General features: G+C 73.0%; 16 protein-coding genes. 13 read left to right on the top strand and 3 right to left on the bottom strand.

Going from position 1 to position 17,070, the window contains the following annotated elements:
• The first annotated feature begins 208 nt into the window (after positions 1-208).
• The gene (locus ACWEPX_RS11125; protein WP_451896967.1) at positions 209-1,123 is read left to right on the top strand and encodes a COX15/CtaA family protein; all 915 of its coding nucleotides are present in this window, start codon (positions 209-211) and stop codon (positions 1,121-1,123) included.
• On the opposite strand, the gene ACWEPX_RS11130 is transcribed toward ACWEPX_RS11125, so the two are convergent.
• Positions 1,120-1,434: a hypothetical protein gene (locus ACWEPX_RS11130; protein WP_451896968.1), complete on the bottom strand. Its 315-nt coding sequence runs from the start codon at positions 1,432-1,434 to the stop codon at positions 1,120-1,122. The genes ACWEPX_RS11125 and ACWEPX_RS11130 overlap by 4 nt on opposite strands.
• Before the next feature lie 82 nt (positions 1,435-1,516).
• Here ACWEPX_RS11130 and ACWEPX_RS11135 point away from each other — a divergent pair, with 82 nt between their 5' ends.
• Positions 1,517-2,485, top strand: coding sequence for a quinone oxidoreductase family protein (locus ACWEPX_RS11135; RefSeq protein ID WP_451896969.1), 969 nt, complete (start codon positions 1,517-1,519; stop codon positions 2,483-2,485).
• Positions 2,486-2,492: 7 nt separating this feature from the next.
• Here the strand turns inward: ACWEPX_RS11135 and ACWEPX_RS11140 are convergent, their stop codons facing one another.
• Positions 2,493-3,041: an FKBP-type peptidyl-prolyl cis-trans isomerase gene (locus tag ACWEPX_RS11140; protein ID WP_451896970.1), complete on the bottom strand. Its 549-nt coding sequence runs from the start codon at positions 3,039-3,041 to the stop codon at positions 2,493-2,495.
• Positions 3,042-3,247: 206 nt separating this feature from the next.
• Between ACWEPX_RS11140 and ACWEPX_RS11145 the strand changes: the two genes are divergently transcribed.
• Genes ACWEPX_RS11145 through ACWEPX_RS11155 form a run of 3 tightly spaced genes read left to right on the top strand, consistent with a single transcriptional unit; the run spans position 3,248 to position 5,602 of the window.
• Positions 3,248-4,249, top strand: coding sequence for a hypothetical protein (locus ACWEPX_RS11145; protein WP_451896971.1), 1,002 nt, complete (start codon positions 3,248-3,250; stop codon positions 4,247-4,249).
• Between the two features lie 5 nt (positions 4,250-4,254).
• Entirely contained in the window at positions 4,255-4,887 is a 633-nt protein-coding gene (locus tag ACWEPX_RS11150) for a hypothetical protein (protein ID WP_451896972.1), read from the top strand.
• 43 nt (positions 4,888-4,930) lie between these two features.
• The gene (locus ACWEPX_RS11155; RefSeq protein WP_451896973.1) at positions 4,931-5,602 is read left to right on the top strand and encodes an HD family phosphohydrolase; all 672 of its coding nucleotides are present in this window, start codon (positions 4,931-4,933) and stop codon (positions 5,600-5,602) included.
• On the opposite strand, the gene ACWEPX_RS11160 is transcribed toward ACWEPX_RS11155, so the two are convergent.
• A complete protein-coding gene (locus ACWEPX_RS11160) occupies positions 5,599-6,537 on the bottom strand; it encodes a heme o synthase (RefSeq protein ID WP_451896974.1) in 939 nt (312 codons plus the stop codon). The two genes, ACWEPX_RS11155 and ACWEPX_RS11160, sit on opposite strands and share 4 nt — an antisense overlap.
• A 291-nt stretch (positions 6,538-6,828) precedes the next feature.
• Between ACWEPX_RS11160 and tkt the strand changes: the two genes are divergently transcribed.
• The 8 genes from tkt (at position 6,829) to ACWEPX_RS11200 (ending at position 16,996) form a co-directional block, all read left to right on the top strand.
• Entirely contained in the window at positions 6,829-8,937 is a 2,109-nt protein-coding gene (tkt, locus tag ACWEPX_RS11165; RefSeq protein ID WP_451896975.1) for a transketolase, read from the top strand.
• Complete coding sequence (gene tal, locus ACWEPX_RS11170; protein ID WP_451896976.1) at positions 8,934-10,064, top strand: transaldolase; 1,131 nt, start codon at positions 8,934-8,936, stop codon at positions 10,062-10,064. The genes tkt and tal overlap by 4 nt, the downstream gene beginning before the upstream one ends.
• Before the next feature lie 29 nt (positions 10,065-10,093).
• A complete protein-coding gene (locus tag ACWEPX_RS11175; RefSeq protein ID WP_451896977.1) occupies positions 10,094-11,695 on the top strand; it encodes a glucose-6-phosphate isomerase in 1,602 nt (533 codons plus the stop codon).
• The gene (gene zwf, locus ACWEPX_RS11180; RefSeq protein ID WP_451896978.1) at positions 11,692-13,224 is read left to right on the top strand and encodes a glucose-6-phosphate dehydrogenase; all 1,533 of its coding nucleotides are present in this window, start codon (positions 11,692-11,694) and stop codon (positions 13,222-13,224) included. The genes ACWEPX_RS11175 and zwf overlap by 4 nt, the downstream gene beginning before the upstream one ends.
• A complete protein-coding gene (gene opcA / locus ACWEPX_RS11185; RefSeq protein ID WP_451896979.1) occupies positions 13,221-14,357 on the top strand; it encodes a glucose-6-phosphate dehydrogenase assembly protein OpcA in 1,137 nt (378 codons plus the stop codon). Before zwf ends, opcA begins: the two co-directional genes overlap by 4 nt.
• Positions 14,354-15,091, top strand: coding sequence for a 6-phosphogluconolactonase (pgl, locus tag ACWEPX_RS11190; protein ID WP_451896980.1), 738 nt, complete (start codon positions 14,354-14,356; stop codon positions 15,089-15,091). The genes opcA and pgl overlap by 4 nt, the downstream gene beginning before the upstream one ends.
• A gap of 119 nt (positions 15,092-15,210) precedes the next feature.
• Positions 15,211-16,248, top strand: coding sequence for a sigma-70 family RNA polymerase sigma factor (locus tag ACWEPX_RS11195; protein WP_451896981.1), 1,038 nt, complete (start codon positions 15,211-15,213; stop codon positions 16,246-16,248).
• Positions 16,249-16,261: 13 nt separating this feature from the next.
• Complete coding sequence (locus tag ACWEPX_RS11200; protein WP_451896982.1) at positions 16,262-16,996, top strand: isocitrate lyase/PEP mutase family protein; 735 nt, start codon at positions 16,262-16,264, stop codon at positions 16,994-16,996.
• Positions 16,997-17,070: the final 74 nt, after the last annotated feature.

Genomic DNA, 17,070 nt, shown 5'->3' on the forward strand with positions numbered 1-17,070 from the left:
AACCGTCCGGCGGTAGCTGGAGGAAGGCGATGGGGGAGGCCGCCTTCCGCGACGTAGTGTAGTGCCCCGTGATCGCTGCGTGGAGGCGAATCGCGAACGCGGGCGCACTTTTGTCATCGCCGCGCCAGGTTGGCGGCGACTGAGACGGACGACACGGTACGAACCCACCACCGCAAGCCCGCGGTGGCGCTCGTCCTACGATTCAGCGGTGAGCCTGAAGACCCGCCTTGACACCGTCCGCCCCCTGTCTCGGCGCGCTCAGCGGCTGCTGGCGTGGGCGGTCGTGGTCACCCAGGCGCTCATCGCCGTCACCGGCTCCATCGTGCGGGTCACCGGGTCCGGTCTGGCCTGCACCACCTGGCCGGAGTGCCACCCCGGCAGCATGGTGCCCACCGAGCACCCGGAGTACGCCGACCTCAACCAGTGGATCGAGTTCGGCAACCGGCTGTTCACCGGCGTCGTCGGGCTCATCGCGCTGGCCGCGTTCGCCGCGGCGTACCTGGAGCGCCCGCGCCGCTCGCGCTACCTCAAGCTCGCGCTGATCATGCCCGTCGGCGTGGCCGTGCAGGCCGTGATCGGCGGGATCACGGTCCGCTTCGACCTGCTCTGGTGGACCGTCGCCGTGCACTTCATGGCCTCCGCGGTCATGGTCTGGCTCGCGGTGCTGCTGGCCTACGCCGTCGACGAGCAGGACGGCCCGCCGCGGCCGGTCGGCCCGCCCGCCCTCGGCCGCACCCTGCAGGTGATGTCCGCGGTCTTGGTCGCCCTGCTGGTCGCGGGCACCTTCGTCACCGGCGCGGGCCCGCACGCGGGCGACGCGCAGACGCCGCGGTTCGACGCCCCGGTGGAGACCACGGCGCACATCCACGCCGCGTTCCTCTACCTCTTCCTCGCCCTGCTGGTCGCCGTCGGGCTGATGCTGCGCCAGGCGGGCTCGACCCGGCTCTGGCGGCACTACGGCGTGCTCGTCGCGGTCGTGCTCGCCCAGGGCGCGCTCGGCTTCACCCAGTTCGCCCTCGGCGTGCCGGAGCTGCTGGTCGCCCTCCACGTGCTGGGCGCGATGGCCGTCATCGTGGCCACCGCGGCCCTGTGGAGCGCGGCGCACCCGCGCGAGCGGGTCTAGCCGCGGGCGCGGTCGGCCATCTTCACCCGGTGGGCCGCGCCGATCCGGGTGGCGGCCACCGTCTCCCGGTCCCACTCCTCGCTGGCCTCCAGCCCCTCCACCCCGGCCACCAGGGCCTCGGCGGCGGCCATCGAGGCGACCATCACGTCGCCGAGGGCGCCGTCCGCCCCCACCAGGACCACGCGAACGCCCGCGAGGCCGATGTTCTCGGCCACCGCCCGGGCGGGCTTGCCGTGCGCGCGGACGAACGCGGTGGCAGCCTTCACCGCAGTGGGGCTGGGCTTCGCGGTCTTCTCGGTTTCGGTCGCCATGCCGGGGAGCCTAGGACGTGGGGGCCGGGAACACCGGGCGGGCGTGATCGGTTCCACTCCCAGGAGCGAGAGGAGAACGCGCGTGCCCAAGGCAGTTCAGGTGACGCGGACGGGCGGACCCGAGGTCCTGGCCGTCACCGAGGTCGAAGCCCCCTCCCCCGGCCCGGGTGAGGTCCTGGTCGACGTCGCCGCGGCGGGGGTGAACTACATCGACACCTACCACCGCAGCGGCATCTACCCGCTGCCGCTGCCGTTCGTCATCGGCCTGGAGGGCGCGGGCACCGTGGCCGCGGTCGGCGAGGGCGCCGACGCGCGGGTGGGCGACCGGGTGGCCTGGTCGGGCACCCTGGGCAGCTACGCCAGCCAGGCCGTGGTGCCGGTGTCCGACACCGTGCCCGTCCCGGACGGGGTGAGCGACCAGACCGCGGCCGCGATGATGCTGCAAGGACTGACGGCGCACTACCTGGTCACCTCGACCTACGCCGTGCAGCGCGGTGACACCGTGCTGGTGCACGCCGCGGCAGGCGGGGTCGGCCTGCTGCTGACCCAGCTCGCCACCGCCCGCGGCGCGCGGGTCATCGGCACGGTGTCGACCGAGGAGAAGGCCGAACTGGCCAGGGCCGCGGGCGCGGCCGAGGTGATCCGCTACGACCAGACCGACTTCGCCCCGGTCGTGCGCGAGCTGACCGACGGGGCGGGCGTGGCCGCGGTCTACGACGGCGTGGGCAAGACCACCTTCGACGCCAGCCTGTCGGTCGTCCGCCGCCGCGGCGTCATGGCCCTGTTCGGCCTGGCCAGCGGCCCGGTGCCGCCGGTGGACCCGCAGCGGCTCAACCAGCAGGGCTCGGTGTTCCTCGCCCGGCCCAAGCTCGCCGACCACGTGGCGACCCCGCAGGAGCTGCGCGAGCGCGCGGCCGACCTGTTCGACGCGATCCTCGCGGGCGAGCTGGACGTGCGCGTGGGCGCGACCTACCCGCTCGACGACGCCCGCGCCGCGCACGAGGACCTGCAGGGCAGGCGCACGACCGGCAAGGTCCTGCTCCTGCCCTAGCGTCTACTCAGGACTGGCCGGAGTCGTCGGTCACGGCGACGGCGTCGATCACGAACACCAGCGTCTCGTTGGGGGCGACGCCGTTGCCGCCCTGGCCGTACCCCTTGTCCGGCGGCACGACCAGCAGCCTGCGCGCGCCCTGCTTGATGCCGACCAGGCCCTCGTTCCAGCCGTCGATCACCCGCGCGTTGCCGAGGTTGGCCACCGGGAAGGGCTGCCCGCGGTCCCAGGAGTTGTCCAGCACCTGCCGGTCCGACCAGGTGGTCAGGTGGTAGTGGGCGAGCACGGTGTCGCCCTTCCCCGCCTCCTCGCCGCTGCCCGCCACCAAGTCCTTGATCAGCAACGCGCTCGGCGGCGTGCAGTCGTCCGGCAGCGTGACCTTCGGCTTGCTGTTGGCCGCGCCCTCGACGGTGATGTCGTCGGCGGTGCACTCGCCGCCGGTGGCGAGCTCCGTCGGCTCCGGGACGGGCTGCTCGCCCGTGGTCGCAGGGGTTTGGCCGCAGGCGGTGAGGACCGCGAGCAGGGCGGTGGCCACGGCGGGCCCGAGGATGCGCATGTCAGCGGACTCTAGGTGCTCCCGGTGTGAGGCGCAGGTAAGGGCGGTCGACCCGGTTGCGGTCACTCCGCGTCTCACCCGTTTTGCGCATATGCCAACCCGATCATCGGGCGTAAAGTGACTGGTCGCGCCCGTTCGGATACTGAAAGCAGCGACTGCTGCCCGCTCCAGTGCCGCACGGCCGTCCGCCGAGGAGGTGACCTGCCTTGCCCGCGGACGCCACCGGCCTCCGCACCACCCGGATCCACGAGATCTTCTGGACCAGGACCACCCTGCTGCTCACCACCCTGCTCGTGGTGTCGGGCCTGGCCTTCTGGGCGTCGAGCCCGCTGGACGCGGGCACGCCGAAGAGCCTGCTGACCGCGCTGGCCACCGGAACCCTGGTCTCGGCCGTGGTCGGGTTCGGACAGACGCTGATCACCGCCCGCGCCACACGCGAGGCGATGCTGACCCCGCTGGTGGAGGAGACGCGCAAAGCCCTGCGCGAGCTGTCGGACGAGTACCGGTCGCTGAACCAGGAGTTCTTCCCCACGCACGTGTTCGAGGCCAGCGTGGCCCCCGACCCGGCGTTCAACGCGCTGATGATGCAGGACCTGCGCCGCGCCAAGCAGTACTGGTTCCGCGGCTTCTCCGGCCGCTACGCCGCGGTGCGCCTGCTGGCGGCGCGGTCGGAGTGGGAGGTCAGGGCGGTGGTCGCCGACCCGCGCGAGCGCAGCGCGATCAGCGGCCGGGCGCGCTACCTGGCCCGCCGCGAGGGCGCGGAGACCGATCTGGACAAGATCCGCGACCAGCTGCACGAGGAGATCCGGATCGGACTGGTCGGGCTGTTCCTCGCGCGGTCCCGGTGCACCCGCATCGATGTGACGGTGGTCGCGGACCCGCCGCTGGACCGCGTGGAGATGTTCGACGACAGCGTGTGGATCACCCTCTACAGCGACCCGGCGACCCCATCGCCCTACCCCAGGACGCTGCGGTTCGCCGAGAGCTCGTTCATCCACGGCATGGAGCGCGCCGACTTCGGCAGGCTGCACGCCACCCGCGACGCCCGCAGGCTGGTGATCACCCCGGACACCAGCCGCGCGGAGTTCGCCGCGCAGTTCGCCCGGGTGACCGGGACCGCGCTGACCGACACCGGCTTCGGAGAACTGGAGGCCGCCTTCCACGGCTTCCGCCGGGACTTCTCCGCCAAGGCCGAACTGGAGAGCTGATACCGTTGCTGACCCGCGTCCACGCGCTGCCCGATCTCGCCGACCGGCTGCTGCGCGAGCCCCCCGGCCCGGGCTGGGACACCGTGCACGCCGTGTTCGAGTCCTGGGTGGACGGACGACCGCCGAAGGCGGCCGTGCGCCGCCACCTCGCCGACCTCGACCCGGCGGGCGCCGCGGCGCTGGTGGCCCGGTCCCGGGAGACCACCACCCACTTCGCCTGGTGCCTGCGCGACGAGGCGGACGAGCCGTTCTCCTTCTGGCTGCACGAGTACAAGGCCCAGCGCGACTGGCGGGCCGGGTACGCCGACTCGGTGCACAACCACCGCTACCACTTCTGCACGGTGATCCTCAGCGGCGGCTACCGCCACGAGCGCTTCACCACCCGGCTGGACCCGGTCACCGGGCTGGTGGACGCGGTGACCCTGACCCGGGGCGCGGACTACGCCGTCGGCACGACCGGCTACCTGCTGGCCAGCGAGTTCCACCGCATCCCGACCGCCGTGGACGGCACGATGACGTTCCTGGTCAAGTCGCGGCCGGTGGCCGAGTGGAGCCTGTCCTACGACCCGGTGACCGGACTGGGGCACCGGCACGTGCCGGTGGAGAGCAGGCTCCCGGAGCTGACCCGGCGCATCTGACACGATTTACCATCACCCCACCCGAGCGAACGGGAGGGGTCCATTGTCAGCGCCAGCCTTCGCGCCCACGATCGACCGCGCGACCATCGACGACCTGGAGCGCCGGGTCCGCGCGCTCTGCGAGCGCCACGCCCGCCGCCTGCCGTTCCACGGCTGGCACCACGTCGGCTTCGTCCGCGACAAGGCGGTCGGGTTCGCCGAGGCCAACGGGGCCGACGTGCCGGTCGTGGCCGCCGCGGCCCTGGTGCACGACGTCAACTACCTGGTCCGGCGCAACTCCGCCGCGGCGGCGGGCTCGGGCCTGCGCCTGCGCCTGCTGGCCAGGGCCGGGGTCCGCAGGGCTACCGCGGAGTGGATCGACGCCATCGTCGACGAGGCCGAGATGCGCACCCGCCACCGCGGCATCAGCCGCGAGGCGCAGGCGCTCTCCGACGCGGACACGCTGTTCAAGGCCCTGCCGATCACGCCGGTCGTGCTGGCCCACCGCTACCTGGCCGAGAACGGGGTCACGCTGCGCGAGCTGGCCCACAAGATCGTCGACGAGCAGTCCGGCGCCCACGACGGCGGCTTCTACTTCTACTCCCCCGCCGCGGCGGCCCAGTACTCGGAGTGGGCGGCGGCCAACCTGCACCTGTGGCGCTGCATCCGCGACTCGCTGGACGACCCGGCGGTCGAGCGCCTGCTGGCCGAGGTGGGGTCACCCGCGGCGAGCTAGAACGGCCACCCCATGACCGGCAGGCCGAGGGCGGAGTCGACGGCCAGGGCGAGGAACACCAGGGTCAGGTAGCTGTTCGACAGGTGGAACAGCTTCATCGGGTTGGCGGGCTCGTCGCGCTTGACGGCGGTGTGCAGGCGGTGGGCGTAGACCAGGAACCACGCGCCAGCCAGGAGCGCGAAGGCCAGGTAGACCCAGCCGGTGGCGGGCACCAGCAGCAGGGTCCAGGCGACCATGACCCAGGAGTAGACGACGATCTGCTTGGCGACCTGCACCGGGGTGGCGACCACCGGCAGCATCGGCACGCCCGCCTTGGCGTAGTCGTCGCGGAACTTCATGGCCAGCGCCCAGAAGTGCGGCGGGGTCCAGAAGAAGATCACGCCGAACATCACCAGGGCGGGCCAGCCGACGTCGCCGGTCACCGCGGCCCAGCCGATGACGACCGGCATGCAGCCCGCCGCGCCGCCCCAGACGATGTTCTGGGCCGTGCGGCGCTTGAGCACCATGGTGTAGACGAGGACGTAGAACAGGATCGCCCCGACGGCCATCGCCGCGGCCAGCAGGTTCGTCGTGGCCCACAGCCAGGCGAACGACAGCACGCCCAGCACCACGCCGAAGACCAGGGCGTTGCGGGCGGGCACGACGTGGCGGGCCAGCGGGCGGGCCTTGGTCCGCTTCATGACCGCGTCGATGTCGGCGTCGACCACGCAGTTGAGCGCGTTGGCGCTGCCCGCGGCCATCGTGCCGCCGACGAGGGTGGTCAGCACCAGCCACGGCGACGGGATGCCGCGCGCGGCCAGCAGCATGGCCGGGACGGTCGTGACGAGCAGCAGCTCGATGATGCGCGGCTTGGTCAGCGAGACGTACGCCCGCAGGATGTCACCGCGGGAGGGTGCGGTCGGCGCGTCGGCAGGCACTGGGGTCACCGACGGCATCTCGCTCCTCAGGCTTGACGGCGCAGACGCCCTGAGACGCAGGTCACTGGGGTCGCGCGGGGTTTGCGTCCAGCGCCGCGCGGGTAACGCGGCACCGTACGGAATGGTAGCCGCGCGGGCCCTCGATGCCCGTATCGGGTGGCTCGGGCCGACCGAGTTCGGTCGCAGATCACAGCCGCCGACTAGGCTGGCTCCGGACCAGGGATGACCTGCGGGTCGTGGCAACCCAGCCGTCTGGTGTGCTGGGCGCGACGAACCGCCTACAACAATGGAAGTGGGAGCGCGAAGTCCGTGTCCGCCAGCAGTGACGTCCCAGAGAACCTGACCGCAGCATCGGTGCCCGACGACTGGACCGACCTCGACCGGCGGGCGGTGGACACCATCCGGGTGCTCGCCGCGGACGCCGTGCAGAACGTCGGCAACGGCCACCCCGGCACGGCCATGAGCCTCGCCCCCCTGGCCTACGCCCTCTACCAGCGGGTCATGCGCCACGACCCGAGCGATCCGGAGTGGATCGGCCGCGACCGGTTCGTGCTCTCCTGCGGCCACTCCAGCCTGACGCTGTACCTGCAGCTGTTCCTCTCCGGCTACGGCCTGGAGCTGGAGGACATCAAGGCGCTGCGCACCTGGGGGTCGAAGACCCCCGGCCACCCCGAGCACGGGCACACCGCTGGCGTGGAGATCACCACCGGGCCGCTGGGCCAGGGCCTGGCCTCGGCGGTCGGCATGGCGATGGCCGCCCGGCGCGAGCGCGGCCTGTTCGACCCCGACGCCAAGCCGGGCGAGAGCGTCTTCGACCACTTCGTCTACGTCATCGCCTCCGACGGCGACATCGAGGAGGGCGTGACCTCCGAGGCGTCGTCCATCGCGGGCCGCCAGGAGCTGGGCAACCTGGTGGTGATCTACGACGACAACCAGATCTCCATCGAGGACGACGTCGCCATCGCGCTGTCGGAGGACGTGGCCAAGCGCTACGAGGCCTACGGCTGGCACGTGCAGGTCGTCGAGGGCGGGGAGAACGTCACCGGCATCCTCGCCGCGATCGAGGCCGCCAAGGCCGAGACCGGCAGGCCCTCGTTCATCCTCCTGCGCACGGTGATCGGCTACCCCGCGCCCAACCTGATGAACACCGGCAAGGCGCACGGCGCCGCGCTCGGCGACGCCGAGGTCGCCGCCGTCAAGGAGATCCTGGGCTTCGACCCGGCGCGCACCTTCCAGGTCGAGCCCGAGGTGCTCGCGCACGCCCGCCAGGTCGCCGAGCGGGGCAAGGCCGCCCGCGCGGCGTGGGAGCAGAAGTTCGGCGAGTGGGCCGCGGCCAACCCCGAGCGGCGCGCCCTGCTCGACCGCGCGACCGAGTACAAGCTGCCCGACGGCTTCGCCGAGGCGCTGCCGACCTGGGAGCCCGACGCCAAGGGCGTGGCCACGCGCAAGGCGTCCGGCCAGGTGCTCAACGCCATCGGCGGGCTGATGCCGGAGCTGTGGGGCGGCTCGGCCGACCTGGCCGAGTCCAACAACACCACGATCAAGGGCGCGGACTCCTTCGGCCCGGCCTCGGCGTCGACCAAGGAGTGGTCGGCCAACCCCTACGGCCGCACGCTGCACTTCGGCGTCCGCGAGCACGCGATGGGCTCGATCCTCAACGGGATCGTGCTGCACGGCCCGACCCGCCCCTACGGCGGCACCTTCCTGGTGTTCAGCGACTACATGCGCCCCGCGGTGCGGCTCGCGGCGGTCATGGGCCTGCCGGTGACCTACGTGTGGACCCACGACTCGATCGGCCTCGGCGAGGACGGCCCCACGCACCAGCCGATCGAGCACCTGGCCGCGCTGCGCGCGATCCCGAACCTGGTCGTGCTGCGCCCCGGCGACGCCAACGAGACCTCCGCGGCGTGGCAGGCGATCCTCTCGCAGAGCACCCAGCCGGTCGGCCTGTGCCTGACCCGGCAGAACCTGCCGGTGCTGGAGCACACCCGGGAGAAGGCGTTCGAGGGCGTGGCCCGCGGCGGCTACATCCTGGAGGACTCCGAGACCGTGCCGCAGGTCGTGCTGATCGGCACCGGCTCCGAGCTGCAGATCGCGGTCGAGGCGCGCAAGGTCCTGGAGGCCGACGGCGTGCCGACCCGGGTCGTGTCGATGCCGTCGGTCGAGTGGTTCGACGCCCAGGACGAGGCCTACCGCGACACCGTGCTCCCGCCGACGGTCAAGGCGCGGGTGGTGGTCGAGGCGGGCATCGCCCAGCCGTGGCACCGCTTCGCGGGCAGCACCGGCGAGATCGTCTCCATCGAGCACTTCGGGGCGTCGGCGGACTACCAGACGCTGTTCCGCGAGTTCGGGTTCACCACCGAGGCCGTGGTGGCCGCGGCTCGCCGCTCCCTCACCGCGAACGGAGGCACCAAGTGAGCGACAAGACCGATCTGCTCGGCAGGCTCTCCGCGGCCGGGGTGTCCATCTGGCTGGACGACCTGTCCCGCGAGCGGCTGCAGTCGGGCAACCTGGACGAGCTGATCCGGGACAAGCACGTCGTCGGCGTCACCACCAACCCGACGATCTTCGCCACGGCCCTGGCCGACGGCGAGTCCTACAACGAGCAGGTGCGCGAGCTGGCCGCGCGCGGGGCCTCCCTGGAGGAGGCCGTCCGCGAGCTGACCACCGCCGACGTGCGGCACGCCTGCGACAAGTTCCGCGACATCTGGCAGCGCACCGACGGGGTGGACGGCCGGGTCTCCATCGAGGTGGACCCGCGGCTGGCCAAGGACTGCGACGCCACCGTGGCCGAGGCGCTGGACCTGTGGAAGGCCGTGGACCGACCGAACCTGCTGGTCAAGATCCCGGCGACGGAGGAGGGCATCCCCGCGATCACCCGCACGCTCGCCGAGGGGGTCAGCGTCAACGTGACGCTGATCTTCTCCGTCGAGCGCTACCGGCTGGTCATGGACGCCTACCTGGCCGGGCTGGAGCAGGCCAGGGCCAACGGGCACGACCTGCGCTCGATCCACTCCGTGGCCTCGTTCTTCGTGTCCCGAGTGGACACCGAGGTCGACAAGCGGTTGGATGCCATCGGCACCGACGACGCTGCCGCCCTCAAGGGCAAGGCCGCGCTGGCCAACGCCCGGCTGGCGTACGCGGCGTTCCAGGAGGTGTTCGCGGGCGAGCGGTTCGCCGCCCTGGCCGCCGACGGCGGCCGCCCGCAGCGTCCACTGTGGGCCTCGACGGGCGTGAAGAACCCGGACTACCCGGACACGCTCTACGTCGACCAGCTGGTCGTGGCCGACACGGTGAACACGATGCCGGAAAAGACCCTGCACGCGGTCGCCGATCACGGCAGGATCACCGGTGACGCCTTCGCCGACGCGGTGACGGGCACGGCCGAGCAGGCGGGCGAGGTCTACGCGGCGCTGGAGCGCGTGGGCATCGACGTCAGCGACGTGTACCGGACGCTGGAGGACGAGGGCGTGGACAAGTTCGAGAAGTCCTGGACCGAGCTCCTGGAGACGGTGCGGGGCCAGTTGGACGCCGCCGAGAAGTAGACCGACGAGGAGAGGGCTGACGGGCCGATATGGCAGACCACCCCGGAGAAGTCGCAGCAAGGATCAACGACGAGCGGCTGTCCGAGGAGGCGGCCCCGCTCATCGGCCAACTCGTCGCGGACCGGGTGGCCTCGCGGCTCACCGCGCAGGACCACACCCTGTGGGGTGAGGCCGCCGAGGCCGAGGCCGCCATCCGGCTGTCCTGGACCACGCTGCACGAGACCTCCCGGCCGCTGCTCGCCGAGATCGACGCCCTCCGCGCCGAGCTGCGCGCGGAGGGCGTCGACCGGGTCGTGCTGGCGGGCATGGGCGGCTCGTCGCTGGCCCCGGAGGTCATCACCGCGACCGCGGGCGTCCCGCTGGTCGTGCTCGACACCACCGACCCCGGCCAGGTCGCCGACGCGCTGGCGGGCGACCTGGACCGCACGGTCGTGGTGGTGTCGTCGAAGTCGGGCTCGACGGTGGAGACCGACAGCCACCGGCGGATCTTCGCCGCCGCGTTCGCCGCCGAGGGCATCGACGCGGCCTCGCGGATCGTCGTGGTCACCGACCCGGGCTCGCCGCTGGAGGAGCTGGCCGAGGGCTACCGGCGGGTCTTCCGGGCCGACCCGAACGTGGGCGGGCGCTACTCGGCGCTGACGGCGTTCGGCCTGGTGCCCGCAGGCCTGGCGGGCGCCGACGTGGCCGCGCTGCTGGACGAGGCCGCCGCCGCGGCCAAGGCGCTGGGCCAGGACGGCCCCGACAACCCCGCGCTGGTGCTGGCCGCCGCGCTGTCGGCGGCGCACGCGCGCGGCGCGGAGAAGGTCGTGCTGGCCGACACCGGCTCGGGGATCACCGGCTTCGGCGACTGGGCCGAGCAGCTGGTGGCCGAGTCCACCGGCAAGGACGGCACCGGCCTGCTGCCGGTCGTGGTCGAGGGCCCGGACGCCCCCGGCTACGCCGACGCGGGCGACGACGCCACCCCGGTGGCCATCGGCCCCGGCGGCGCGGTGTCCACCACGGGCAGCCTCGGCGGGATGTTCCTGCTCTGGGAGTACGCGACCGCGATCGCGGGCAGGCTGCTGGGCATCAACCCGTTCGACCAGCCCGACGTCGAGGCGGCCAAGAAGGCCGCGCGGGCGCTGCTGGACAACCCGACCGAGCAGGCCGGGACGGGCCAGGCGTTCCTCGACGGCCCCATCGAGGTGCACGGCGCGCCCGACGGGGTGACCACGCTGGTCGAGGCGCTGCAGGTGCTCACCGGGTCGGCCCCGGAGTTCGGCTACGTCGCCGTGCAGGCGTACCTGGACCGCATCGCCGACGCCTCCGCGGCCGTGCTGCGCCCGGAGCTGGCCCGCAAGACCGGGCTCCAGGTGACCTTCGGCTGGGGCCCGCGGTTCCTGCACTCGACCGGGCAATACCACAAGGGCGGCCACCAGAACGGGGTGTTCCTGCAGCTCACCGGCTACCCGGAGACCGACATCGACGTGCCCGACCGGCCCTACAGCCTGGGCGTGCTGCAACTGGCGCAGGCCGTCGGCGACGGGCAGGTGCTCTCCGGCCTGGGCAGGCCCGTGCTGCGCCTGCACCTGACCGACCGGGCCGCAGGCCTGGCCCACCTCGTGCACGCGCTGGCCGAGGTGGCCAGGTGACGCGGATGTGGACCAACCCCCTGCGCGACGAGCGGGACAAGCGGCTGCCGCGCATCGCCGGGCCGTGCGGCCTGGTGATCTTCGGCGTGACCGGCGACCTGTCCCGCAAGAAGCTGATGCCCGCCATCTACGACCTGGCCAACCGCGGCCTGCTGCCGCCGGGCTTCTCGCTGGTCGGCTTCGCCCGCCGGGACTGGGCCGACCAGGACTTCGGCCAGGTCGTCTACGAGGCGGTCCGCAAGCACGCCCGCACCCCGTTCCGGGAGGCGGTGTGGGACCGGCTCGCCGAGGGCTTCCGGTTCGTCGCGGGCACCTTCGACGACGACGACGCCTTCGACCGGCTGGCCAAGACCGTCGCCGACCTCGACGAGGCGCGCGGCACCAGCGGCAACCACGCCTTCTACCTGTCCATCCCGCCGGGGGCGTTCCCGGTGGTGACCAAGCAGCTGGCCCGCAGCGGCCTGGCCGCGCCCAAGTCGCCCGACGAGTGGCGGCGGGTCGTCATCGAGAAGCCGTTCGGGCACGACCTGGCCAGCGCCAAGCAGCTCAACGACATCGTCAACGACGTCTTCCCCGAGGAGTCGGTCTTCCGCATCGACCACTACCTCGGCAAGGAGACGGTGCAGAACCTGCTGGCGCTGCGGTTCGCCAACCAGCTGTTCGAGCCGATCTGGAACTCCCACTACGTCGACCACGTGCAGATCACGATGGCCGAGGACATCGGCTTGGGCGGGCGAGCGGGCTACTACGACGGCATCGGCGCCGCGCGCGACGTCATCCAGAACCACCTGCTGCAGCTGCTGGCGCTCACGGCGATGGAGGAGCCGGTCTCCTTCAGCCCGCAGGCGCTGCGCACCGAGAAGATCAAGGTGCTGGAGGCGACCAGGGCGACCGGCCCGTTCGCCGAGACGACCGCGCGCGGGCAGTACGCGGGCGGCTGGCAGGGCGGGCAGAAGGTGCCCGGCCTGCTGCAGGAGGAGGGCTTCGCCAAGGACTCCACCACCGAGACCTTCGCCGCGATCACCCTGGAGGTGAACACCCGGCGCTGGGCGGGCGTGCCGTTCTACCTGCGCACGGGCAAGCGGCTCGGGCGGCGGGTCACCGAGATCGCCGTGGTGTTCAAGCGCGCCCCGCACCTGCCGTTCGACCAGACCTCGACCGAGGAGCTGGGCCAGAACGCGCTGGTGGTGCGGGTGCAGCCGGACGAGGGCGTGACCCTGCGGTTCGGCTCGAAGGTGCCCGGCACCACGATGGAGGTCCGCGACGTGTCGATGGACTTCAGCTACGGCCACTCCTTCACCGAGAGCTCCCCGGAGGCCTACGAGCGGCTGATCCTGGACGTGCTGCTCGGCGAGCCCTCGCTGTTCCCGGTGAACAAAGAGGTGGAGCTGAGCTGGGAGATCCTGGAGCCGGTGCTGGGGTACTGGCAGACCGCTGGCAAACCCGAGGACTACCCGGCGGGCACCTGGGGCCCGCCGTCTGCTGATCAGATGCTGGCGCGGACCGGCAGGCACTGGAGGCGGCCGTGATCATCGACCTGCCCTCGACCACCACGTCGCAGGTCAACACCAAACTCGTCCAGGTGCGCGAGCAGGGCGGGGCGAACACCCTGGGCCGGGTGCTCACCCTGGTCATCGTCACCGACGACGGCGAGCGCACCGAGGACGCCATCGACGCGGCCAACGACGCCAGCCGCGAGCACCCGTGCCGGGTGATCGTGGTCGCGCGCGGGACGAAGAAGGCCGCGGCGCGGCTGGACGCGCAGATCCGCGTCGGCGGCGACGCGGGGGCCAGCGAGGTCGTGGTGCTGCGGCTCTACGGCGCGCTGGCCGACGAGGGCGCCTCCTGCGTGATCCCGCTGCTGCTGCCGGACGCCCCGGTCGTGGCGTGGTGGCCGTTCGAGGCGCCCGCCCGGCCGGTGGACGACCCGATCGGCAGGCTGGCGACCCGGCGGATCACCGACTCGGCCGCGGAGAAGAACCCGATCAAGGCGCTGGCCGTGCGGCAGAAGAACTACGCCGACGGCGACACCGACCTGGCGTGGACCCGGCTGACGCTGTGGCGGGCCGTGCTGGCCGCCTCGCTCGACCTGCCCCCGCACGAGCGGGTGTCGGCGGCGACGGTGACCGGCGAGGGCGACTCGCCGTCGACGGACCTGCTGGCCGCGTGGCTGGCCTCGCGGCTGAAGGTGCCGGTGCGCCGGGTGAAGGCGACCAGCGGGCAGGGGATCTGCTCGGTGGTGCTGGAGCGCCGGTCGGGCCTGGTGGAGCTGGAGCGGCCGGACGGCAAGGTGGGGACGCTGGTCCAGCCGGGCCAGCCCGCCCGCCGGGTGGCGCTGCAGCGCCGGGAGATCCGCGACTGCCTGGCCGAGGAGCTGCGGCGGCTGGACCCGGACGAGATCTACGAGAACACGCTCAAGGCGCTGTCGAAGATCGAGCGGTCCCGCGCGGTCCCCAAGCCCAAGGCCAAGCCCGCCGAGCCCAAGCCGGAGGAGGCCCCGAAGCCCTCGGCCCGCCGGGCCAAGGCCGTCGCCGCGGCCCGCCCCGGCCCCGCCGAGAAGGCCGAGCACCCGGCCACCCCGCCGAAGAACGCCGCGCCCCGGGCGAAGCGGTCGGCGAAGGCCAAGCCCCGCACGGCGCAGCCCGCCGGTGATGCCTCGTGACGCAGGTGGTCGTGCACCGCACGCCGGAGCTGCTGGCGGCGGCGACCGCGGCGCGGCTCATCACCCGGCTGGTGGACGTGCAGGCCGAGCGCGGGTCGGCGTCGCTGGTGCTGACCGGCGGCCGGACGGGCATCGCGGTGCTGGAGCAGGTGCGCGCCTCGGCGGCGTGCGCTGCGGTCGACTGGTCCCGGGTGGACCTCTACTGGGGTGACGAGCGGTTCCTCCCCGCAGGCCACCCCGACCGCAACGAGACCCAGGCCCGCGCCGCCCTGCTCGACCACATCCCGGTCGACCCGGCGCGCGTGCACCCCATGTCCCCCTCCGACGGGGAGTTCGGCGACGACCCGGACGCCGCGGCGGCCGCGTACGCCGACCTGGTGGCCGACCGCCTCGCCTTCGACGTCCTGCTGCTGGGCGTGGGCGAGGAGGGCCACACCCTGTCGGTCTTCCCCACCTCCCCCGCCGTCTACGAGACCGACCGCCCGGTGGTGGCCGTCCGCGACTGCCCGAAGCCCCCGCCCACCCGGGTGTCCCTCACCCTCACCGCGGCCCGCAACGCCGCCGAGGTGTGGCTGATGACCACGGGTGAGAACAAGGCCGAAGCGGTGGCCGCGGCCCTCGCGGGCGCTGACGAGGTGCAGCTCCCGGCTGCGGGCGCCCGCGGCCGGGACCGCACCCTCTGGCTCCTGGACACCGCTGCCGCCGCGAAGGCGACCCCGCCGCCTGCGGGCTGACCCGAGCGCCGAGACGCCGTGCTGCTCCCGGGCAGCACGGCGTCTCGTCGTCGCAGCGACCACTTTCCTGCCCGCGCGGTGTCCATCCAGCTGTGAAGGACCACGGGGAAGGAGCCACCATGCGCGGAAGCCACCTGCTGGCGGCGGCGCGCGGCGGCGACGGGGAGGCGTTCCGGCGGCTGGTCGAGCCGCACCGGCGCGAGCTGCAGGTGCACTGCTACCGCATGCTCGGCTCGATCCAGGACGCTGAGGACCTGCTGCAGGAGACGCTGCTGGCGGCGTGGCAGGGCATCGGCGGGTACCAGGAGCGGGCGTCGCTGCACACCTGGCTCTACCGGATAGCGACCAACCGCTGCCTCAACGCGCTGCGGGCGCAAACCCGCAGGCGGGCGGCCCACGAGCCGGAGATCCCGCTGCCCGCGCCGTCGCGCAGGCGCGCCGAGCCGAGCTGGCTGGAGCCCTACCCGGACGCGCTGCTCGACGGCATCGCCGACGACGCGCCCGGCCCGGAGGCCCGCTACGCGCTGCGGGAGTCGGTGTCGCTGGCGTTCCTGGCCGCGGTGCAGCAGGTGTCGCCGCGGCAGCGGGCCGTCCTGGTGCTGCGGGACGTGCTCGGCTACCGGGCCGCCGAGGTGGCCGATCTGCTCGACACCACAGAGGACGCCGTGACGAGCGCGCTGCGGCGGGCGCGGGCGGCGCTGGCCGGGGTCGACCGCGGCAGCGCGCCGACGCCGGGCTCGCCGCAGGAGCGCCGGGCCGTGGACGAGTTCAGCCGCGCCTTCCAAGCCGGTGACATCGATGCGGTCGTCGCCCTGCTGACCGACGACGCCTGGCTGACCATGCCGCCGCTCCCCTTGGAGTACCAGGGCGCGCAGGCCATCCGGAACTTCCTGGCCACCGTCGCGCTGCGGGCGGGGAGCCGGTTCGTGCTGATCCCGACGCGGGCCAACGGGCAACCCGCGTTCGGCTGCTACCTGCGCGACCCCCGCTCGCCCATCCTGCACGCGCACGGCGTGATCGTGCTGACGCTGGCCGGAGAGCGGATCGCCGAGCTGACCCGGTTCCTCGACAACGCGCTGCTGGCGGCCTTCGGGCTGCCCAGGTCGCTGCGCTCGCCGTCCACCGGCATGCCCACCGCATGCCGGGCAACCGAATGACCGAGGGGTAGAGATGGATCTGAAGGCCAAGGCCGACCGCCTCCGCGCGCTGCACGGCGGGGAGATGCTGGTGCTGCCGAACGTGTGGGACGCGGCCAGCGCGAAGACGGTGGTGGAAGCCGGTTTCCCGGTCGTGGCGACGGCCAGCGCGGCGGTGTCGGCGATGCTGGGCTACCCCGACGGCGAGGGCGCGCCTTGGGCGGAGATGTTCGCCGCGGCCGCCCGGGTCGCCCGCGCGGTGCCGGTCCCGGTGACCGTCGACGCCGAGGCGGGATACGGCATGGACCCGCGCGAGCTGGTCGACCGCCTCCTGGAGACCGGCGCGGTCGGCTGCAACCTGGAGGACACCGACCACACCACCGGCGCCCTCCGCGACCCCCACGCCCAGGCCGACCGGTTATCCGCCATCCGCTCCGCCGCCGACGACGCAGGCGTCCCCATCGTCATCAACGCCCGCGTCGACACCTTCCTCTCCCCCACCCCTGCCAGCCTCGACGAGGCCATCCACCGCGGCACCCTCTACCGGGACGCCGGCGCCGACTGCATCTACCCGATCGCCGTCCGCGACAAGGCCACGATCACCACCCTGGTCACCGAACTGGCCTGCCCCGTCAACGGCAACACCAGCGACACCCTCGACCTGCCCACCCTCCGCACCATCGGCGTAGCCCGCGTCTCCTACGGCCCCCGCTTCTACCGGGCGGCCTTGGCGGATCTAGCAACGAGCATCCGGGGTCTCCAGGTCTGACCTTGCGCTCACCGACGGAGAGGCCGGGCCAGCCTTCGGGAGCTGGCCCGGTCCGTTGTCACGATCCGGTCAAG

This window comes from Actinokineospora sp. NPDC004072 (assembly GCF_053604195.1).

Coding starts and splice junctions, on each gene's coding strand:
- ACWEPX_RS11130 (WP_451896968.1), bottom strand. CDS start 1,434: ATGGCGACCGAAACCGAGAAGACCGCGAAGCCCAGCCCCACTGCGGTG.
- ACWEPX_RS11140 (WP_451896970.1), bottom strand. CDS start 3,041: ATGCGCATCCTCGGGCCCGCCGTGGCCACCGCCCTGCTCGCGGTCCTC.
- ACWEPX_RS11160 (WP_451896974.1), bottom strand. CDS start 6,537: ATGCCGTCGGTGACCCCAGTGCCTGCCGACGCGCCGACCGCACCCTCC.
- ACWEPX_RS11175 (WP_451896977.1), top strand. CDS start 10,094: ATGGCAGACCACCCCGGAGAAGTCGCAGCAAGGATCAACGACGAGCGG.
- ACWEPX_RS11195 (WP_451896981.1), top strand. CDS start 15,211: ATGCGCGGAAGCCACCTGCTGGCGGCGGCGCGCGGCGGCGACGGGGAG.
- ACWEPX_RS11200 (WP_451896982.1), top strand. CDS start 16,262: ATGGATCTGAAGGCCAAGGCCGACCGCCTCCGCGCGCTGCACGGCGGG.